This window comes from Altericroceibacterium spongiae, from assembly GCF_003610805.1.
Taxonomy (GTDB): Bacteria; Pseudomonadota; Alphaproteobacteria; order Sphingomonadales; family Sphingomonadaceae; genus Altericroceibacterium; species Altericroceibacterium spongiae.
In genome coordinates, this window is the sequence record NZ_RAPF01000006.1 from 261,670 (window position 1) to 279,737 (window position 18,068).

Annotated in this window: 12 protein-coding genes; 8 read left to right on the forward strand and 4 right to left on the reverse strand. The window is 58.2% G+C overall.

Features of this window, described 5'->3' with window-relative positions; genetic code table 11:
* Positions 1–66: 66 nt before the first annotated feature.
* The gene (locus D6851_RS13070) at positions 67–915 is read right to left on the reverse strand and encodes a helix-turn-helix transcriptional regulator (RefSeq protein WP_120325314.1); all 849 of its coding nucleotides are present in this window, start codon (positions 913–915) and stop codon (positions 67–69) included.
* 74 nt (positions 916–989) lie between these two features.
* Here D6851_RS13070 and D6851_RS13075 point away from each other — a divergent pair, with 74 nt between their 5' ends.
* The 8 genes from D6851_RS13075 to D6851_RS13110 all read left to right on the forward strand — a co-directional run bounded on the left by D6851_RS13075 (position 990) and on the right by D6851_RS13110 (position 14,513).
* Entirely contained in the window at positions 990–2,462 is a 1,473-nt protein-coding gene (locus tag D6851_RS13075) for an MFS transporter (RefSeq protein ID WP_120325315.1), read from the forward strand.
* 197 nt (positions 2,463–2,659) lie between these two features.
* Positions 2,660–4,003 carry an amidohydrolase gene (locus D6851_RS13080; protein ID WP_120325316.1) on the forward strand — a complete coding sequence of 448 codons (1,344 nt, stop codon included), beginning with the start codon at positions 2,660–2,662 and terminating at the stop codon, positions 4,001–4,003.
* 248 nt (positions 4,004–4,251) lie between these two features.
* Positions 4,252–5,694: a P1 family peptidase gene (locus D6851_RS13085; protein ID WP_210210352.1), complete on the forward strand. Its 1,443-nt coding sequence runs from the start codon at positions 4,252–4,254 to the stop codon at positions 5,692–5,694.
* Positions 5,695–6,873, forward strand: coding sequence for an acyl-CoA dehydrogenase (locus tag D6851_RS13090; RefSeq protein WP_238474093.1), 1,179 nt, complete (start codon positions 5,695–5,697; stop codon positions 6,871–6,873).
* Positions 6,870–9,194 (forward strand): CoA transferase, encoded by a 2,325-nt coding sequence (locus D6851_RS17795; RefSeq protein WP_183030093.1) that lies wholly within the window; start codon positions 6,870–6,872, stop codon positions 9,192–9,194. Before D6851_RS13090 ends, D6851_RS17795 begins: the two co-directional genes overlap by 4 nt.
* Complete coding sequence (locus tag D6851_RS13100; RefSeq protein ID WP_120325317.1) at positions 9,191–10,567, forward strand: peptide MFS transporter; 1,377 nt, start codon at positions 9,191–9,193, stop codon at positions 10,565–10,567. The genes D6851_RS17795 and D6851_RS13100 overlap by 4 nt, the downstream gene beginning before the upstream one ends.
* A 29-nt stretch (positions 10,568–10,596) precedes the next feature.
* Positions 10,597–11,997, forward strand: a complete 1,401-nt coding sequence (locus D6851_RS13105) for an aminotransferase (protein ID WP_120325318.1) — start codon at positions 10,597–10,599, stop codon at positions 11,995–11,997.
* Positions 11,998–12,167: 170 nt separating this feature from the next.
* Complete coding sequence (locus tag D6851_RS13110; protein WP_120325319.1) at positions 12,168–14,513, forward strand: TonB-dependent receptor; 2,346 nt, start codon at positions 12,168–12,170, stop codon at positions 14,511–14,513.
* 124 nt (positions 14,514–14,637) lie between these two features.
* On the opposite strand, the gene D6851_RS13115 is transcribed toward D6851_RS13110, so the two are convergent.
* Genes D6851_RS13115 through gabT form a run of 3 tightly spaced genes read right to left on the reverse strand, consistent with a single transcriptional unit; the run spans position 14,638 to position 18,007 of the window.
* Entirely contained in the window at positions 14,638–15,276 is a 639-nt protein-coding gene (locus tag D6851_RS13115; protein WP_120325320.1) for an FMN-binding negative transcriptional regulator, read from the reverse strand.
* Positions 15,273–16,736 carry an NAD-dependent succinate-semialdehyde dehydrogenase gene (locus D6851_RS13120; RefSeq protein WP_120325321.1) on the reverse strand — a complete coding sequence of 488 codons (1,464 nt, stop codon included), beginning with the start codon at positions 16,734–16,736 and terminating at the stop codon, positions 15,273–15,275. The genes D6851_RS13115 and D6851_RS13120 overlap by 4 nt, the downstream gene beginning before the upstream one ends.
* A complete protein-coding gene (gene gabT, locus D6851_RS13125) occupies positions 16,733–18,007 on the reverse strand; it encodes a 4-aminobutyrate--2-oxoglutarate transaminase (RefSeq protein ID WP_120325322.1) in 1,275 nt (424 codons plus the stop codon). Before gabT ends, D6851_RS13120 begins: the two co-directional genes overlap by 4 nt.
* Positions 18,008–18,068 lie beyond the last annotated feature (61 nt).

Below are 18,068 nucleotides of genomic sequence, written 5' to 3' on the forward strand. Positions count from 1 at the left end.
CCCGTTTGTGACGGTGCCGCTGGTTAAGCGAATAGGGGGGAGGGCGCAGGATACCGCACCGGTCTGTCAGACAGGGGTAAGCGACCGTTCGAAAGATGCGCTTGCCGCCTGTCCGGGCGTTGCGGCATAGAAAACCAGCCGGAGATGTTTCTCTTCATCCACCGTGAAGGAGGAGTGATCGAAATCGACCGGGCCGATTCCGTCAATCAGAAAGCACCGCCGCCCTTCGCAGCGGCCATGGACATCGTGGCGGTGCCACAATTGCGCAAAGGCAGGGGACGTGCGTTCCAGCGTGTCCACCAGAGCGCGCATATCGGCATCGTCCGGAGCTCTTGCATAATCGCGCCTGAAGCTGGCCAGAATTTGCGGGGCCTGACGATCCCACTCCGCGATCTTCGCGCTGAGTCTGGTATCGGCGAACAGCATCCACAGCATATTCCGTTCCGCAGGCTCGCGCCGGTCGAAACCGAAAAGCTGCCGGGCAGCGGCGTTCCACCCGATGACATCCCAGCGCAAATTCATCACGTAAGCGGGGCGCAGCGGCAGATCGTCGAGCAGCCGTCGGACCAGCGGCGGCAATTCGCAAAAGGCGCGACTGGCAACCGCAGGCGGGCGTTGATGGGCAAGCAGGAACAGATGCCGCCTTTCGACTTCATCGAGTTTGAGCACGCGCGCCACATTGTCGAGGAAGGCGGAAGACACGGTGATTGCCCGGCCCTGTTCGAGCCAGGTGTACCAGGTCATTCCCACACCGGCGAGTGCGGCCACTTCTTCCCGGCGCAGACCGGGCGTGCGGCGCCTTTTGCCCGACGGAAGCCCGACATCGAGCGGCGAGAGGCGTTCCCGGCGCTGGCGCAGAAAATCGGCCAGTTCGCTACGGGTGCGGTCGAGACGGCTTGCGGGGCTATCGCTCATAGTAACAGGATAATTTGTTCCATAGTAACAGCGTAGAAGCTGTGTGAGGCGGCGGCAAGATTATTGGAGCTGCCATGACACATCATCCATCGCCTGCATGTCCTGACCGGATTGCTGCATCGCCCGCACAATCGCCCGCGCGCCCCTCACCGCTGGTACTGGCCATTCTGCTGCTGGGCGGATTTATCACCGTTTTCGATCTGTTCGTCGTCAATGTCGCGATCCCTTCGATACAGAAAGACCTGAATGCCGGTTTCGCCGAGATGGGCTTCGTGATTGCCGGATATGAGCTGGCTTTCGGTGTATTGCTGATCGCGGGAGGCAGGCTGGGGGACCGGCATGGTCGCCGCCGGCTGTTCGCGCTCGGCATGGCCGGATTTGCCGTCTCATCTTTTTTGTGCGGTATCGCGCCTGATGCCCATAGCCTGATTGCCGCCCGGCTGGTGCAGGGTGCCGCAGCGGCAATCCTGTTTCCGCAGGTCTATGCGCTGTTACGGGTGCTGTATGACGAAGCCGGGCGCAGCCGGGCTTTCGGTCTGCTCGGCATGACACTGGGTTTTGCCGCCATAGCCGGGCAGATATTGGGCGGGCTGGTCGTGGAGAGCGACCTGTTCGGCTCCGGCTGGCGCATGATTTTCCTGATCAATCTGCCCATCGGCCTGCTGGCCGCAATGGCGGTGCGGATCATGCCCGAATCCCGGTCCCCCGCTGCGCTTCATATCGACTGGCCGGGAATAGGGCTGGCGACAGCCGGGTTGCTGCTGCTTTTGCTGCCGCTTCTCGAAGGTCCGAATGCCGGATGGCCGCTCTGGACCGGGGCAAGCATAGCCGCTTCTGCGCTTTGCCTGCTAGCCTTTATGCGGTGGGAGCGCGCGGTGGCGAAGCGCGGCGGCGATCCGGCAATAGACCTTACATTGTTTCGCAGCAGCGGCTTTTCGGCAGGGGCGCTGGTGGTGCTGCTGATCTATTCCACCGCGACATCGCTATTCTTGTGTTTCGCGCTGCTGGTGCAGTCCGGCCTCGGTCTTACACCGTTCGAAGCGGGAACGCTCTTCGCGCCTGCCAGTGTCGGTTTCGTGGTTGCCTCTCTCCTGGCGCCGCGTCTGGTCAGGCGGCTGGGCCGGATCGGTATAGCGGGCGGAGCGCTCGTCTATGCTGCCGGAATCGGCTGGATGATCTGGACAGCGGCGGGCCTGACGGGCCGGTCCGATGCGCTTGCCCTGTTGCCCTCGCTGATCCTGTTCGGATTCGGGCAGGGCCTCTCCATGACACCGCTGCTCAATCTGGTGATCGGCTATGTCGAAGAACGTCATGCCGGAATGGCCGCCGGGATCATTTCCACGATGCAGCAGGTGGGCGGTGCCTTTGGTGTGTCCATTGTCGGCATTTTCTTTGTGACGATTCTGGATGGAGAAAATGCGGCAGGGATCGATCGGGCAGAGCGTTACGCTGCCGCTTTTTCCGGGGCAATGCTGTATAATCTGGGGGCGGTGCTGCTTGCCGCTGTTCTGATTGCCGCCATCGCGCGGCGGCCGGTCAAAGAATAAGGGCCTGACGCAAGCGTGCGACATGCCACTCTTAAGGGGGCGCAGGAAACGCTTTTTTGAAGCGATTGGATACAAAGCCTTGGGAAGGGGCTTCGCTTTATATCCAAGTCCGTGCATGATGGTTCCTGCGCCTGCCCTATCGGCCGGACGACCGATATCGGGCGCTGGTTTCCATATGGTGACGGGAGGACCAGCCAATGACCAAGACAACCTATCTCGCCCCGCTTCTGGCCTGCCTTTGTGCGACCTCCGCTCTGACTGCAAGCCCGGCTTCCGCCGCGACCGATCCCGCAGCCGATCTGGCCGCGATCGATAAAGTGTTCGAACAGGACTATCCACAGCTCGAAGCGATGTATCGGGATATTCACGAACATCCCGAAATCGGCTTTCATGAAACGCGCACAGCGGCGCTGCTGGCAGGAAAGATGCGCGAACGCGGTTTTACGGTGACGGAGAAAGTCGGCGGCACCGGGATTGTCGCGATCTATCATAATGGCGAAGGGCCGACCGTGATGGTCCGCACAGAACTCGACGCTTTGCCGATGGCCGAAAGAACCGGGCTGCCTTATGCCAGCCAGTATACGCAGGACATCGATGGCGAGGTAACGCCCACTATGCATGCCTGCGGGCATGATGTGCATATGGGCTGGTGGGTCGGCACGGCCGATGCGCTGCTGGCGATGAAAGACAAATGGCACGGCACGCTGATGTTTATCGGTCAGCCTGCCGAAGAGACTGTTGGCGGCGCCAGAGCCATGCTTGACGATGGTCTGTTCGAACGTTTTCCCAAACCCGATTACGGTTTTGCCGCCCATGTCTTTCCCGGGCCTCTGGGGCAGGTCACGATGAAGGAAGGCACGGTTTCCTCCGCTTCGGATCAGTTGCGGATCACTTTCCATGGCAAGGGTGCCCATGGTTCCATGCCCGCTGAAAGTATCGATCCCATCGTGATGGGCAGCCATTTCGTTTCCGATGTTCAGACGATCCGCGCCCGCGAAGTCGATCCGACCAAATTCGGGGTGATTACGGTGGGCAGTTTCCATGCCGGTTCGGCACCCAACATCATTCCCGATGATTCGGTGCTCCAGCTTACTTTGCGTTCGCACGATCCCGCAGTGCGTCAGCAATTGCTCGACGGCGTGGACAAAACCGCCAGGGCCGTGGCCCTGATGGCGGGGGCACCCGAACCGGAAATCGATTATATGTATGGGACGGCAGCGGTGCGCAACGATGTTTCCCTGACCGATAAGGTCGCTGCGGTGATCCGCCCGGCGCTGGGCGATCAGGCGGTGCTGGAGCCCGAATATGCCGATCCCGGCCCGGCGAGCGAGGATTATTCCGAATTTGTCGAGGCTGGCGTGCCGTCGGTCTTCATGAGCGTGGGCGGTTATGCACCGGAGACGATTGCCCGCTATAAGGAAGAGGGCAAAGCTTTGCCGGTCAATCACTCGCCGCTTTTCGCACCCGATCCGCGCGGTTCGATCAAGGCGGGAACCGAAGCGCTGACGCTGGCGGTTCTGGCGGTGGCTGGCACCTCTTAAACAGCAGCAAAAAATTCAGCCGGAAAACGGTATCGACCGGAGCGCGAGAACGGTCCGCATCCTTTCGTGATGCGGGCCGTTTTGCGTCTCGCCTGTCTCGACATTGTAGCATGTTGCCGAGAGGGCCATAATGGCAGAATGGTGTATACAACACACCAATTATCACATGATTGTCTCCTTTCCTCCTGTCGGTAGCTTGCCGCATGGTACGAAAATTGACGGTCCGTCTCCAAAACAGGGAGAATTGAATGCCAGCGAAAATTCGGCTCACTCTCAGAGCGTCTGTGGCCCCTTTCGCCGCTCCTCTGGCCCTCTTCGGTGCTTTTATGGCCCCGCTCGAGGCACAGGAAAGTGCCAGTCCGGCGCCGCAACCCACGATCGACCAGTCCACTCTCACTCCCCGGATCAATGTGAAGGGCGAACGGGAACTGAATTTCGACTGGCCCATGCTGAAAATCGGTACGGGTGAATATGAGGAAGGGCCAACCGGCGTCACCGTCTTCCGTTTCGGGCGCAAAGTGGCCGGTGCAGTGGATGTTCGCGGAGGCGCGCCAGGCACGGTAAACAGCGATTTTCTCAATCTCGGCTATCAGACACCCGATCTCGATGCCGTCGTTCTTTCGGGCGGGTCCTGGTACGGGCTCGAAAGTGTCACGGCCGTTGACAGCGCCCTCAAGGATGACGGGGAACGGAGCGGATACTGGAACAATATCGGCCTTTCAGTCGGCTCGATCATTTACGATTTCGGCGATCGTCGCCTGAATGAAATCTATCCCGATAAGAAACTGGCACAGGCCGCTGTTCGCGCAGCGCAGCCGGGTCTTTTCCCGCTTGGCCCGCATGGTGCCGGCAGTTCCGCCCAGACTGGCGGCCTGTTCGGCTGCAACGCGCATTCGGGGCAGGGCGGGGCGTTCCGTCAGGTGGGCGATGTAAAAATTGCCGCTTTTACAATCGTTAACGCGCTGGGTGTGGTAGTTGACCGCGATGGCCAGGTAGTCGCCTGCAACAAGGATTCGGGCTGGCCCGAAGCGCTCAAAGCGACTGATCTCGTCAACGGTCTTCCCGGCAGCCGTAAGCCGGGATGGACCGGTGTCGATAAGAACGGCATGCGCAAGAACACCACTGTCAGTCTTGTTGTGACCAATGTGAAGATGACTCCGGCGGAACTGAAACGGCTGGCGGTACAGGTTCACACCTCCATGGCCCGCGGAATTCAGCCCTTTTCCACCGCGTTTGACGGCGATGTTCTGTGGGCCGTTTCCACTGCTGAAGTCGATCCACTGGAGCCCGGTTTCGCATCGGTCGATATTGCGACCATTGCCGGAGAAGCCATGTGGGATGCGATCCTCAGCTCGGTCCCGGAACAGCCTTTCAATCAGGCTGTCGAAGGCAAACCGCGCAAACTTTCCACCGCCGATCTCAAGGCGCTGGCAGGGGAATATCGCTTCAGTCCCATCGCCAGCCTGCGGATCAGCGAGGAGGGGGGCAAGTTATATGGCGAAGCCACCGACCGCCGCGCGATCTTCGCGATACCGGCAGGTGAAAAGCGGGAGCTGGTGCCCGATGCCAGAGGCTTTGTTGTGCCGGGCCGCTATCCGATGCGGCTAACTTTTGCCTCCGATGGAACGCTCGTAATCAATCCCGGCCCCTGGGAACAGCGGGCCATGCGCAATGCTTCGCAAGGAAACTGAATGATGGCCAGAACGCCTTTTGATTGGGAAGATCCGCTACATTTTGACGAAATGCTGAGCGATGAAGAGCGGATGGTGCGCGATACGGCGCGGGCCTATGCGCAAAAACAACTTGCACCGCGCATTCTCGCAGCCAATCGCGAAGGCCGGTTCGACCGGGCCATCATGCGCGAAATGGGTGAGCTGGGTCTGTTGGGGGTGACCATTCCGGCCGATTTTGGCGGGCTCGATGCGGGGCATGTGGTCTATGGTCTCGTGGCGCATGAGGTGGAAGCGGTCGATTCCGGTTACCGCTCGGCACTTAGCGTCCAGTCCTCACTCGTCATGCATCCGATCAATGCCTATGGCACGCCCGAGCAAAAGGAGCGCTGGCTGCCCGGCCTCGCAACGGGCGAAATGATCGGCTGTTTCGGCCTGACAGAACCCGATCATGGTTCCGATCCGGGCAGTATGGCGTCGCGTGCCGAAAAGGTCGCTGGCGGCTATCGTCTCAACGGTACGAAAACCTGGATCACCAATTCCCCCATCGCCGATATAGCGGTGGTCTGGGCCAAGCTCGACGGGGTGATCCGCGGCTTTATCGTGGAACGCGGTATGGAAGGTTTTTCCACGCCCGAACTGCATGGAAAACTGTCTTTGCGTGCTTCTGCCACGGGTGAGATCGTGATGGATAATGTACTCGTTCCCGAGGAAAATCTGTTGCCTCATGCATCGGGTCTCGGCGGACCGTTCGGTTGCCTCAACAAAGCGCGTTACGGCATTAGCTGGGGAGCTCTCGGCGCCGCCCGTGATTGCTGGCACCGCGCAAGAACCTATGTGATGGAGCGTAAGCAGTTCGGCCGTCCGCTGGCTGCCAATCAGCTTGTTCAGCGCAAACTGGTGGATATGCAGGTCGAGATCGCGCTGGGTCTCCAAGGATGCCTGCGGGCAGGTCGATTGCTCGATGAAGGCACATGCGCGCCCGAAGTGATCTCGCTGCTCAAGCGCAATTCAGCCGGCAAGGCGCTCGATATCGCCCGCGTCGCGCGAGACATGCACGGAGGCAACGGCATTGCCGATGAATTCCATGTCATGCGCCATATGTGCAATCTGGAAGCGGTGAACACCTATGAAGGCACGCATGATATTCATGCGCTGATCCTTGGCCGCGCGCAGACGGGGATTGCAGCTTTCGCATGAGTGGACCGCTTCAGGGCATTCGCATCCTCGATCTCAGCCGCGTTCTGGCCGGACCCTGGGCGACCCAGTTGCTGGGCGATATGGGGGCCGAGATCATCAAGGTAGAGCGGCCTGGCAAAGGCGACGATACGCGCCATTGGGGGCCACCTTTCGCCAAGGCGAAAGCAAAAGGAACGGAGGATCTTTCCGCCTATTTCCTGAGCGCCAACCGTAACAAGAAATCGGTCTGCATCGATTTCACCGATCCGGCCGGTGTGGCACAGGTGAAAGCACTTGCCCGCACCGCAGATGTGGTGGTGGAGAATTTCAAACTGGGTGGACTCGCTCGCTATGGCCTCGATTATGAAGCGCTGTCTGCGGAAAATCCCGGTCTGGTTTATTGTTCTATTTCCGGTTTTGGGCAGGACGGCCCGTCTGCCGAAAGGCCCGGCTACGACTTGTTGATTCAGGGCATGTCGGGCCTGATGAGCATTACCGGAAAGCCGGATGGAGAGCGCGGTGCAGGTCCTGTCAAAGTCGGGGTCGCGCTGGTGGACGTACTAACCGGGCTCTATGCAGCCAACGGTATTCTGGCCGCCTTGCGCGAAAAGGAAAAATCCGGGCGAGGACAGCGTGTTGCCGTGTCGCTGCTCGATACGATGACGGCATCTCTCGCCAATCAGGCCCTGTCCTATCTGGTATCGGGAGAAAATCCGCGTCGTCTGGGTAATATGCATCCCAGCATTGCGCCATATGATGTTTTCCCCACGGCTGGACGTGATATCGTTCTGGCCGTCGGTAACGATGCCCAGTTCGGCCGCTTGTGCGAAGTGCTGGGTGTCGCCGCACTGGCACGGGACAAGCGCTTCCGTACCAATAGCCAGCGTGTGGCCAATCGCGGGACCTTGCGGGAGAAACTGACTGAACGGCTGGTCACGCGGCAGGCCGAGCACTGGCTTACGGAATTGCTCAAAGCCGGAATACCCAGCGGCCCCGTCAATTCGATCAGGGAATTATTTGAAGAACCTCAGATCCGCGAGCGTGGACGAGCCATTACCTTTTGTTCGCGCAAACATGGCGAACTACCTGGTGTAGCCTGCCCGATAGAGTTTTCCGCAACACCGGTCAGCTATCGTCGTCCGCCGCCTGATCTGGGTGCGGATACCGATGCGGTGCTGGCCGGAATCGGGGCACTGAACGAACAGCCGGCTCGCCCTTTTAGTGCGGAAAGACTCCATGCCACCTATGGCGGGCGAACGCTGCCGGGTGAGCAGATCGAAGCTTTTCGGGATATACGCCACGCCTTTCCGACGCGAATTGTGCGCCGTGGTGAAAGGCCGTTGTCGTTGCCGGTGTCTGGCGAAAAGCTGCCTTATTTCCAGTTCCGCTCGAACGACAAAATATGCGACATTTACGACTATATCTCGCGCAATCGCGGGGTCGGACTGCTGGTCCTGAAGAACGGACAGATCCGTTTTGAAAATCACGAATTCGGTCATGATATGCATTCCCGCTGGATGTCCATGTCCATGGCCAAATCTCTCACATCCACGCTTGCCGGGATCGCCATTCAGGATGGGCATATAGGCGGTCTGGAAGACAAGCTGACCGATTATCTGCCCGATTTGTGCGGCAGTGCTTATGACGGAGTGAACGTCCGGCAGTTGCTGTGCATGTCGTCCGGCGTACGCTGGAGCGAGGATTACAACGATCCGGCTTCGGATCGTCGGGTCATGCTCGATTTGCAACTGGCGCAGGAGCCGGGGGCAATCATGCGTTATATGGCCGGGCTTCCCCGTGTGGCCGAACCCGGTAGCCAGTGGAATTACAGCACAGGCGAAACCCATATTGCCGGTGCGCTGGTGCAGGCTGCAACCGGGCGCTTCCTGTCGGATTATTGTTCCGCTTCGCTCTGGTCGCGTCTCGGCATGGATAGCCATGCGACATGGTGGCTGGAAGCGCCGGGCGGGCTGGAAGTGGCCGGCAGCGGGCTGAGTGCCACTTTGCGCGACTATGGCAGGCTGGGGTTGTTCATGGCGAATGACGGCATGATCGACGGGCAGCGTGTGTTGCCCGAAGGCTGGGTACGCGAGGCTGGCGGTTGCGCCATCGAAGCACCGGGGCGGGGCCATTATGGATATATGTGGTGGCCGGTCGCTGATGCCGATGGAAGTTATCGCGACGGTGCATTCCGCGCAGGCGGTATCTTCGGCCAGTATCTTTACGTCAATCCGGCCCGGAACGTCGTGATTGCGGTGTGGAGCGCAAGGTCCAAGGCCATGGGCGCCGAAGCCATTGCGGATGACGATTTCTTCAACGCTGTGGTGGAGGTTCTGCAATGACGGCAATCGCAGGCAATCCGGCCAACCGGCCCGTATCCGGCAAGGACCTGTTCGGCCATCCGCGCGGCCTTGTCTATATCGTGTTTACCGAGGCGTGGGAGCGTTTTTCCTTTTACGGAATGCAGGCTCTGCTGGTCCTGTATATGACCGGTTATTTGCTCCATCCGGGCACCGTGGAAAATGTTGCCGGCTTTGCGATGTTTCGCAGCATTGTCGAAGCGGTTTTCGGGCCGCTTTCTACTCAGGCGCTGGCTACTCAGATTTTTGGAATCTATGGCGGTCTCGTCTATCTCATGCCCGTTTTCGGAGGTTTGCTGGGGGACCGCTGGCTGGGCCGGACGCGCTCTGTCAGCCTTGGCGCGGGCGTGATGGTGCTCGGCCATTTCCTCATGGCTTTTGAATTCGCTTTTCTGCTGGCACTGTTCTGCATCGTGCTGGGGTGTGGTCTGTTGAAAGGGAATCTCGCCGCACAGGTGGGAATGCTTTATGCGCCCGACGATCAGCGCCGCGACCGGGCTTTCTCGATCTATTATGTCGGGGTCAATCTCGGGGCTTTCATTGCCCCGCTGATCTGTGGAACGCTGGGCGAGTTATATGGCTGGCATTATGGTTTCGGGGCCGCCGGTGTCGGTATGACCCTGGGCCTGATCGCTTATTTATCCGGCCGGCACTTACTCCCTCCAGAGCCCAAAGGTCACGGAAATGAGCGCCCGCAGCTCCAGCCCGGCGATGGTAAGGCGATAGTTTCGCTTCTGGTGATGCTGGTCATCCTGACCTTGTTCTGGACAGCGCAGACACAGGTCTGGAACAGCTATCCGTTGTGGGTGAGAGATCATGTCGATCGCAGCGTATTTGGCCTTACTGTGCCGATCACCTGGTTTCAGTCCATCGATGCGCTGGCGGTTTTGCTGCTCGCTCCGGCGGTTATGTATCTCTGGCGCCGGCAAGCTGCGCGCGACAGTGAACCGGGCGATCTCGGCAAGCTGATGACTGGGTGTTTTCTGTTCGGTGGTGCCTGCCTGGCGCTTGCTCTGGGCCAGTTTATGGCTGGTAGCGGACAGGTGCCGATTATCTGGCCGATTGCCTTCCACTTCATCTGTGCATCGGGTTATCTCTTCGTGGTTCCGATCGGCCTTGCCCTGTTCGCACGTGTGGCACCCGCAGCAATCAACGCACTGATGATGTCGGTTTTTTATATCGCCATTTTCTTCGGCTCGATTGCGAGCGGGTGGATGGGTCGGTTCTATGCCGTTCTTCCCCCTGAGACATTTTGGGCAGTTCATGCCGCCATTGTCGGCATGGGCGGGCTGGCGATTTTCCTCCTCAACAGGCCACTGCGCAAAGCCATGGGGCTGAATGCGACGCAAGCCTGACTTTTCCGATTTTCAAGAAAGGACCGATTATGCGTTCTGCACCTTCCTACGATAATGCCGATCTGCGCCGTCTCGATGTGGCGCATCATCTTCCGCCACAGCAGGACTGGGCTTTACAGAAGAATTCGGGCGGCAGCCGGATCATCGTTAAAGGTGAGGATTCGACCATCTGGGATGCGGAAGGCAATGCCATTCTCGATGCCATGGCGGGTCTGTGGTGTGTGCAGGTTGGCTATGGCCGGCGCGAAATGGCTGAGGCTGCATTCGCCCAGATGAGCGAATTGCCGTTCTATAATTCTTTTTTCCGCACCGCTGCACCGCCGACCATCGCTCTCGCCAGCCGGATCGCGGGTTTGCTTGGCGGATCGCTTCAGCATGTGTTTTTCAACAATTCGGGGTCCGAAGCGGTGGACACGCTGGTGCGCACGGCCCGCTATTACTGGCAGGCACGCGGAGAACCGCAGCGTTCAGTCATTATTGGGCGTAAGAACGGCTATCACGGTTCGACTATCGGTGGTGTGAGCATGGGGGGCATGGTTTCCATGCATAATCAGGGCGGGCCGTGGGTGCCCGATCATGAGCATGTGATGCAGCCTTATTCTTTTGAAGAACAACGCCCCGATGAAGATGAGGATATGTTTGCCGAACGCGCGGCACGCGCGATTGAAGATAAGCTTCTCGAAGTCGGCCCGGAACGAGTTGCGATGATTTTTGGCGAGCCGGTGCAGGGTGCAGGCGGCGTTATTATCCCGCCGCGCGGCTATTGGTCCCGGGTTGAAGAAATCGCCCGCAAATATGGCGTATTGCTGGGCTGCGATGAAGTGATTTGCGGCTATGGCCGGCTGGGTGAATGGTTTGGTTTTCAGCATTTCGGTGTAAAACCGGATCTGGTTTCGATGGCGAAGGGGCTTTCTTCGGGCTATCTGCCGATTTCTGCGACTGCCATGGCAGATCACGTGGTAGAAACCATTCGCGAAGCCAACGCCCCTTTCGTGCATGGTTATACCTATTCGGGTCATCCGACATCGGCTGCAGTCGCGCTTGCTAATATCGATATTATCGAGCGTGAGGGGCTGGTTGACCGTACAAAGAACGATACCGGGCCTTATCTCGCGAAGGCGTTGCAAAGTCTCGCCGATCATCCGCTGGTCGGTGAAGTGCGTTCTTTGGGTCTACTTGGAGCAATCGAGATCGTGTCCGAGAAAGGAACATCCAGTCGCTTCGGAAACAAACCCGGCCTTGCCGGAGCGATGATCCGCGATGCCTGCATTGAACGCGGGCTGATGTTGCGTGCGGTCAAGGACACGCTGGTTATGAGTCCACCCCTTGTCATCACGCATGACGAAATTGACCGGATCGCCATGATTGTTCGGGAATCGCTTGATGCTTGTGAACCTGCTTTGCGGGAAGCGGGAGTGACATCGCTGTGATGGTGTATGCAAAACACCATTTGCCGCGTCGTTGACAACTTACGAATGAGGCATTTTTGCCGATCATCACGGTCTCGCAGGAGCAACCATAATCGCTCGGATAAAGCAGTAGAAATACAGCCACATGACACAGATGGCTGCCGGGCCTTCCTTCAGACAAAGGGGCTAGGATGAAACGGTTTAGGGATACATTTAAAGCGACGGCCGTAGCGGCGACGATGCTTGCATCACCTTGGTGGTGCGCGGCAGCCCAGGCACAGGATACTCCTGCCGGACAGGCAGGAGCCGATAATGCACCGGCGGACGGCACCATTGTTGTCACCGCTACGCGCCGGGCGGAACGGGTCAGTGACGTTCCCGCCAGTATTGCCGCCTATTCACGGGAAAAGATGGACGATCAGGGCGTTCGTTCGGTGGAAGATATTACCCGTCTGACACCTGGATTGAATTTTCGACGGGAGAGCCGGTTTTCCGGCTCGAATACGAACATTTCGATCCGCGGCATTCAGTCTACCGACGGTGCCGCGACGACGGGGATCTATATCGACGATGTACCGATCCAGTCTCGCGCTGTGGGTTTTTCTTCGGCGAACACCTACCCCAAAGTGTTCGATCTCGAACGCGTTGAGGTGCTGCGCGGGCCGCAAGGTACTCTGTTCGGAGCGGGTGCTGAAGGCGGCGCTGTGCGGTTCATCACACCGCAGCCGGGCCTTGAGGATTATTCGGCTTATGGCCGATCCGAGATTGCCACGACAAGAGGCGGTGCGACGAGCTACGAAGCTGGTGCAGCGCTTGGTGGGCCGATCGCCAGGGGCAAACTCGGTTTTCGGGCCAGTGCATGGTATCGCAAGGATGGCGGCTGGGTAGACAGGATGGACCGCGATAGCGGCACTATTCTCGATAAAAATGCCAATTCGCAGGATACGCTCGTGCTGCGCGCGGCACTTGCCTGGGAACCGGCCGAAAATTTGCGCATCACACCGTCACTATTTTATCAGAGGCAGGAAATCGACGATACGAGCGGTTATTGGGAAGAGCTCACCGATCGCGAGGGTGGCGAATTCCGTAATGGCTACCGGCAGGCACAGCCGCAGAAAGACCGTTTCTATCTGCCTTCATTGAATGTCGAATGGGACATCGGACCGGTGCAGCTCGTCTCCACGACATCCTGGTTCAACCGAAATCAGGATGAGACACGGGACTATACCAATTTCGATGCCGAACTGGTGGTTCCGGGCAACCCCTATCCTACGCTTGATGGACAGATTGCGACGGGCTTTTTTGGTGATCGTCAACGCAATTTTACGCAGGAATTGCGCGCACAATTCGACAATGGCGGCCCGTTCAATGTCGTAATCGGCGGTTTCTACAGCACTGAACGCCAGACGGCCTATCAGCGCAATCGCGATGAATATATCGATACGCTGATCCAGAATGCTTATGGTTTTGGCATCGAAACCTTCTTCGGGACCGGTTATCTGGACGATTATTATATCTATGACAGCACGACCTTTACCCGGACCCGGCAGGTCGCCGGTTTCGGTGAAATCAATTATGAGCTGACCGATAATGTGACAGTGCTGGCCGGTGTGCGAGTGGCGGACATCAAGGTCACACATGACCAATATGCGGAAGGCCCCTTCGGCGGTGGTGTGATCGATACAGAGGGTAGCGCCAGTGAAACCGCTGTGACACCGCGTTTCGGAATCAAATGGCAGGCCGCACCCGATACAATGCTTTACACCACGATCGCCAAGGGCTTCCGTCCCGGCGGGGCGCAGACACAGGTGCCCTCTCTATGCGATGTGGATGTCCAGAATCTGGGTTACGACCAATCGCCCGACACGTATGACTCAGACAGTGTCTGGTCATATGAAGCCGGTGCAAAAAGTGCCCTTTTCGGCAACAAGCTTACGATGGAGGCCAGCGCCTTCCATATCAAATGGGAAGACATCCAGACCTCGCTATATCTCCCCAGTTGCGGTTCGAGCTTTATCGCCAATACTGGCAAGGCAAGCAGCAATGGGTTCGATCTGTCCCTGCAAGGGCGTCCGGTGGAAGGTCTGACGCTTGGAGCCGTGGTTGGTTTTGTCGATGCCAAATTCGATCAGGACATAACCGTCAGCGACAACACGATCATCGTGGAAGACGGGCAATATGTTTATAACGGGCCACGCTGGACCTTCACTTTATCGGGTGAATATGCATTTCCGCTTCTGAGCCCGGATCGGGATGGCTATGCGCGCTTCGATTATTCATATGGAGCAAAAGCTCCCAAGCCCAATCCGAACACTTATGATTACGATCCGATGATTACCAATGCGGATGAAACCAATGTTCTCAATTTGCGGGCAGGTGTGAAGCACGGTCCGGTAGATGTGTCGGTCTTTGTGAACAATGTGACGGATAGTCATCCGCGACTGGGACGATATCGCTTGTTTTACGGTTCTCCGCTCCTGACCAATTCGACATTGCGGCCCCGAACTTTCGGGATCACCGCAGCCTATCGTTACTGAACTATTGTCCCCTTCCTCTCTCCCTCAGGAGGGAGGGGACAATCCCCATATGGCCGATAGGTATTATGAAAAAGGGCCCGGTCGCAATGGCCGGGCCCTTTTTATTTCAGTTGGACAGTAATCCTCACACCGTATCCGGCAGGTCTTTTATCATGCGAGCCATGGGGCGGGTCTCCAGACATTTTTCCATTTCAGCTGCCACACGTAGCTGATAGGGGCGGGGGTGAGTCTGGGTGAGTTTGGTCACCCCTTCCAGTTTGTCGAGACGGATACGGAAGGCGCGGATCATGGGCAGCAGCGTTTCGATCCGACCGGCGGGAGCGGATTCAAGTGTCCAGCCTGTGCCGTCCTGCGGCTCCATCATTTCCGTGCTCCGGCGTAACACGGTCAGTTTGTCGGCTTCGTCATCTATTACCTCGAGCGTGCCGCGCGCCTGCGCAGAGACATAAGCCCAGGTCGGAACCTGCGGTTTCTCTTTATACCAGCGGCCCGAAACATAGGCATGCGGGCCGGTGAATAGTATGAGAGCATGTTGGCCATCTGTCAGAGCCGCGGCATGCGGATTGCGTCTGGCCAGATGCCCGATCAGCGTTGTTTCATCCTGGTCATGTTCAAAGAAGATCGGTGTTTGTGTCGCGTAAATGCCTTGTTCGGTCGCTGTGGTAAGCGTCGCAAAGGGATAGGCACGAACAATCGCAGCCGGATTGTCGGCGCGGTATGCCTCGGGCGCAAATTGGGTTGGTGCGGGTATGGTGTCGCTCATGATGCCGGAATATCGAGAACGGTGAGTTTTGTGGAGAGATAATCGTTAAGCCCTTCACGCCCGCCTTCCCGGCCAAAGCCTGATTCCTTGATACCGCCAAAAGGGGAAACTTCGGAACTGACAAGCCCTGTATTGATGCCGACCATCCCGTATGCGAGTTTCTCGCTCATCCGATGGGCTCGCGCAAGATCGCGTGTATAGGCATAGGCTGCGAGGCCGGCTCGATTGTGATTGGCCAGAGCGATGGCGTCATCTTCCCCATCGAAACGGATGATAGCGGCCAGAGGCCCGAAGGTTTCTTCACGGCATAGAAGAGAGGCACGATCCACATCGGCAAGGACAGTGGCCGGAAAGAAAGTTCCTGAACTGTCATCGGGAGGGCCGCCAGACAGAAGTCGTGCTCCGCGCGCCATTGCATCTTCCAGATGGCGTTCGACTTTCTGCCGGGCGGCTGCATTGATAAGCGGCCCCTGCGTCACGCCTTGCTCAAGACCATTGCCCGGGAGCAGTGCTCTGGCTTTTTCAGCCAGACGAAGAGTGAAATCATTGTAAATCGCATCTTCGACCAGAAAACGATTGGTGCAAATGCAGGTTTGCCCGGCATTGCGAAACTTCGATAAAAGCGCGCCTTCGACGGCTGCATCGATATCGGCGTCGGCAAAGACAATGAAAGGAGCGTTTCCGCCCAGTTCGAGCGAAACCCGCTTCGCAGTGCCCATGCAGCGTGCCGCCAGAGCCTTGCCCACCGCTGTCGAACCGGTGAAGGTGAATTTGGCGATACGGTCATCTTCCACTAGCACATCGCCAATCGGTTCCGGTGCGCCGGTGACGACATTGAAAACGCCTGCCGGTATGCCGGCTTCTTCTGCCAGAGCGGCAAGGGCGAGAGCGGAATAGGGCGTCAATTCAGAGGGTTTGAGAACCATGGTGCAGCCCACGGCCAGAGCCGGGCCTGCTTTGCGTGGTATCATCGAAGAAGGAAAATTCCAGGGTGTGATAGCCGCCACGACACCGACCGGCTGGCGCGTCACCAGCATGCGCTTATCCGTCTGATTAGCCGGAATGATCGAACCATAGGCGCGGCGCGCTTCTTCCGAAAACCATTCGAGATAGGCCGCACTGGAGCCTATTTCACCTCTTGCTTCAGCCAGCGGCTTGCCCTGTTCCTGAGTCAGAATACGGGCCAGATCTTCCTGATTGTCACGCACCAGTTCCGACCAGCGGCGCAAAATGGCGCCGCGTTCACGGGGCGGTTTTGCCTGCCAGGCGGGAAGCGCCTTATAGGCCGCGGCCACTGCATCCTGCGTAGCCCTGGTTCCCATGTCGGGGACGGTGCCAAGCAACGCGCCATTGGCCGGATTGCTGACCGCAACAGTGGCATCTGCCTGCTTCCAGACCCCGTCGATATAAGCCGCCTCACGGACAAGATCACTTCGATCCAAGGCCGTAAATCCGGTCATGCTGTGCCCCCCTTAAGAGCGCGTTCCAGCATGGCAATTCCTTCATCGAGCTGTTCGTAGGGAATGGTCAGCGGGACGAGGATACGGATGGCCTGGCCCATCGCACCGCAGGTAAGTATGGAGAGCCCTTCCTCCAGCGCCCGGCCGACAACCGCCTTGGCTTCTGCTGGATTGAAATTACCGGAGGAGTCGAGCACATCGAATGCCACCATGGCGCCGAGGCCGCGCGGTTCGGAAATACGGACAAGATCGTTGCGTTTTGCGAAGGCGCCGATTGCGTCCTGCAGTTTAGCACCGATGAACGTTGCGCGTTCGGCGAGTTTTTCGTCCTCTATGATATCGAGCACCTGCAACGCAGCGATGCAGGCAAGAGGAGAACCGCCATAGGTCGTGCCCAGGCCGCCGGGCGGTACCGAATCCACGATATGCTGACGGGCGATGACTCCGGCAATCGGAAAACCGCCGCCCAGCGCTTTGGCAACCGAAACGATATCAGGCTCGACACCGCTTTGTTCGATGGCGAACATGGTTCCGGTACGGGCAAAACCTGTCTGCACTTCGTCTACGATCAACATAATCCCGTGCCGGTCGCAGATGTCACGCAGGGCTTTCAGCAAGGTGTGCGGTGTTGGGTAAAATCCGCCTTCTCCCTGAACGGGCTCGATGATGATAGCTGCCACCTGCGCCGGGTCGACACTGGATGTCAGCATCAGGTCGAGGGCTCTCAGACTCTCTTCCACAGAGATATCGCCTGAAGGGAAGGGAACGTGATGAACGCCCGCAGGCAGGTTGCCGAAGCCGGCTTTATAGGGGGTAACTTTGCCGGTCAGGGTGGATGCCAGCAATGTGCGACCATGAAAGGCACCGGTAAAGGCGATTACATCCGAACGGCCGGTGTGACGGCGGGCGATTTTGACCGCGTTTTCGACAGCTTCGGCGCCAGTGGAGAAGAAAATTGTCTGTGCCGAATCGGAAAAGGGCGCGATGGCGTTCAGCTTTTCGGCCAGTTCCACATATGGTTCATATGGCATGACCTGAAAGGCCGTGTGGGTGAAGCGATCCAGCTGTTCCTTCACCGCATCGATAATGCGCGGATGGCAATGGCCCGTATTGAGCACGGCAATACCGGCTGCAAAGTCGATATAGCGTCGTCCTTCCACATCCCATATCTCCGCATTGCGCGCTTTTTGAACAAAGCGATCGGTCGCATTGGCGACACCGCGCGGGACAGCAGCAAGACGACGGGACTGGAGATCAGAATTCCGGGACAATTGTACCCCCTTTTTACGAATGACAGGGGGGACATTTTCAGCTTATGGCGCTTGCGATAAG

Excerpts from the sequence above, each read along its gene's own strand:
- D6851_RS13070 (WP_120325314.1), bottom strand. The coding sequence starts at position 915 with ATGAGCGATAGCCCCGCAAGCCGTCTCGACCGCACCCGTAGCGAACTG.
- D6851_RS13075 (WP_120325315.1), top strand. The coding sequence starts at position 990 with ATGACACATCATCCATCGCCTGCATGTCCTGACCGGATTGCTGCATCG.
- D6851_RS13080 (WP_120325316.1), top strand. The coding sequence starts at position 2,660 with ATGACCAAGACAACCTATCTCGCCCCGCTTCTGGCCTGCCTTTGTGCG.
- D6851_RS13085 (WP_210210352.1), top strand. The coding sequence starts at position 4,252 with ATGCCAGCGAAAATTCGGCTCACTCTCAGAGCGTCTGTGGCCCCTTTC.
- D6851_RS13090 (WP_238474093.1), top strand. The coding sequence starts at position 5,695 with ATGATGGCCAGAACGCCTTTTGATTGGGAAGATCCGCTACATTTTGAC.
- D6851_RS17795 (WP_183030093.1), top strand. The coding sequence starts at position 6,870 with ATGAGTGGACCGCTTCAGGGCATTCGCATCCTCGATCTCAGCCGCGTT.
- D6851_RS13100 (WP_120325317.1), top strand. The coding sequence starts at position 9,191 with ATGACGGCAATCGCAGGCAATCCGGCCAACCGGCCCGTATCCGGCAAG.
- D6851_RS13105 (WP_120325318.1), top strand. The coding sequence starts at position 10,597 with ATGCGTTCTGCACCTTCCTACGATAATGCCGATCTGCGCCGTCTCGAT.
- D6851_RS13110 (WP_120325319.1), top strand. The coding sequence starts at position 12,168 with ATGAAACGGTTTAGGGATACATTTAAAGCGACGGCCGTAGCGGCGACG.
- D6851_RS13115 (WP_120325320.1), bottom strand. The coding sequence starts at position 15,276 with ATGAGCGACACCATACCCGCACCAACCCAATTTGCGCCCGAGGCATAC.
- D6851_RS13120 (WP_120325321.1), bottom strand. The coding sequence starts at position 16,736 with ATGACCGGATTTACGGCCTTGGATCGAAGTGATCTTGTCCGTGAGGCG.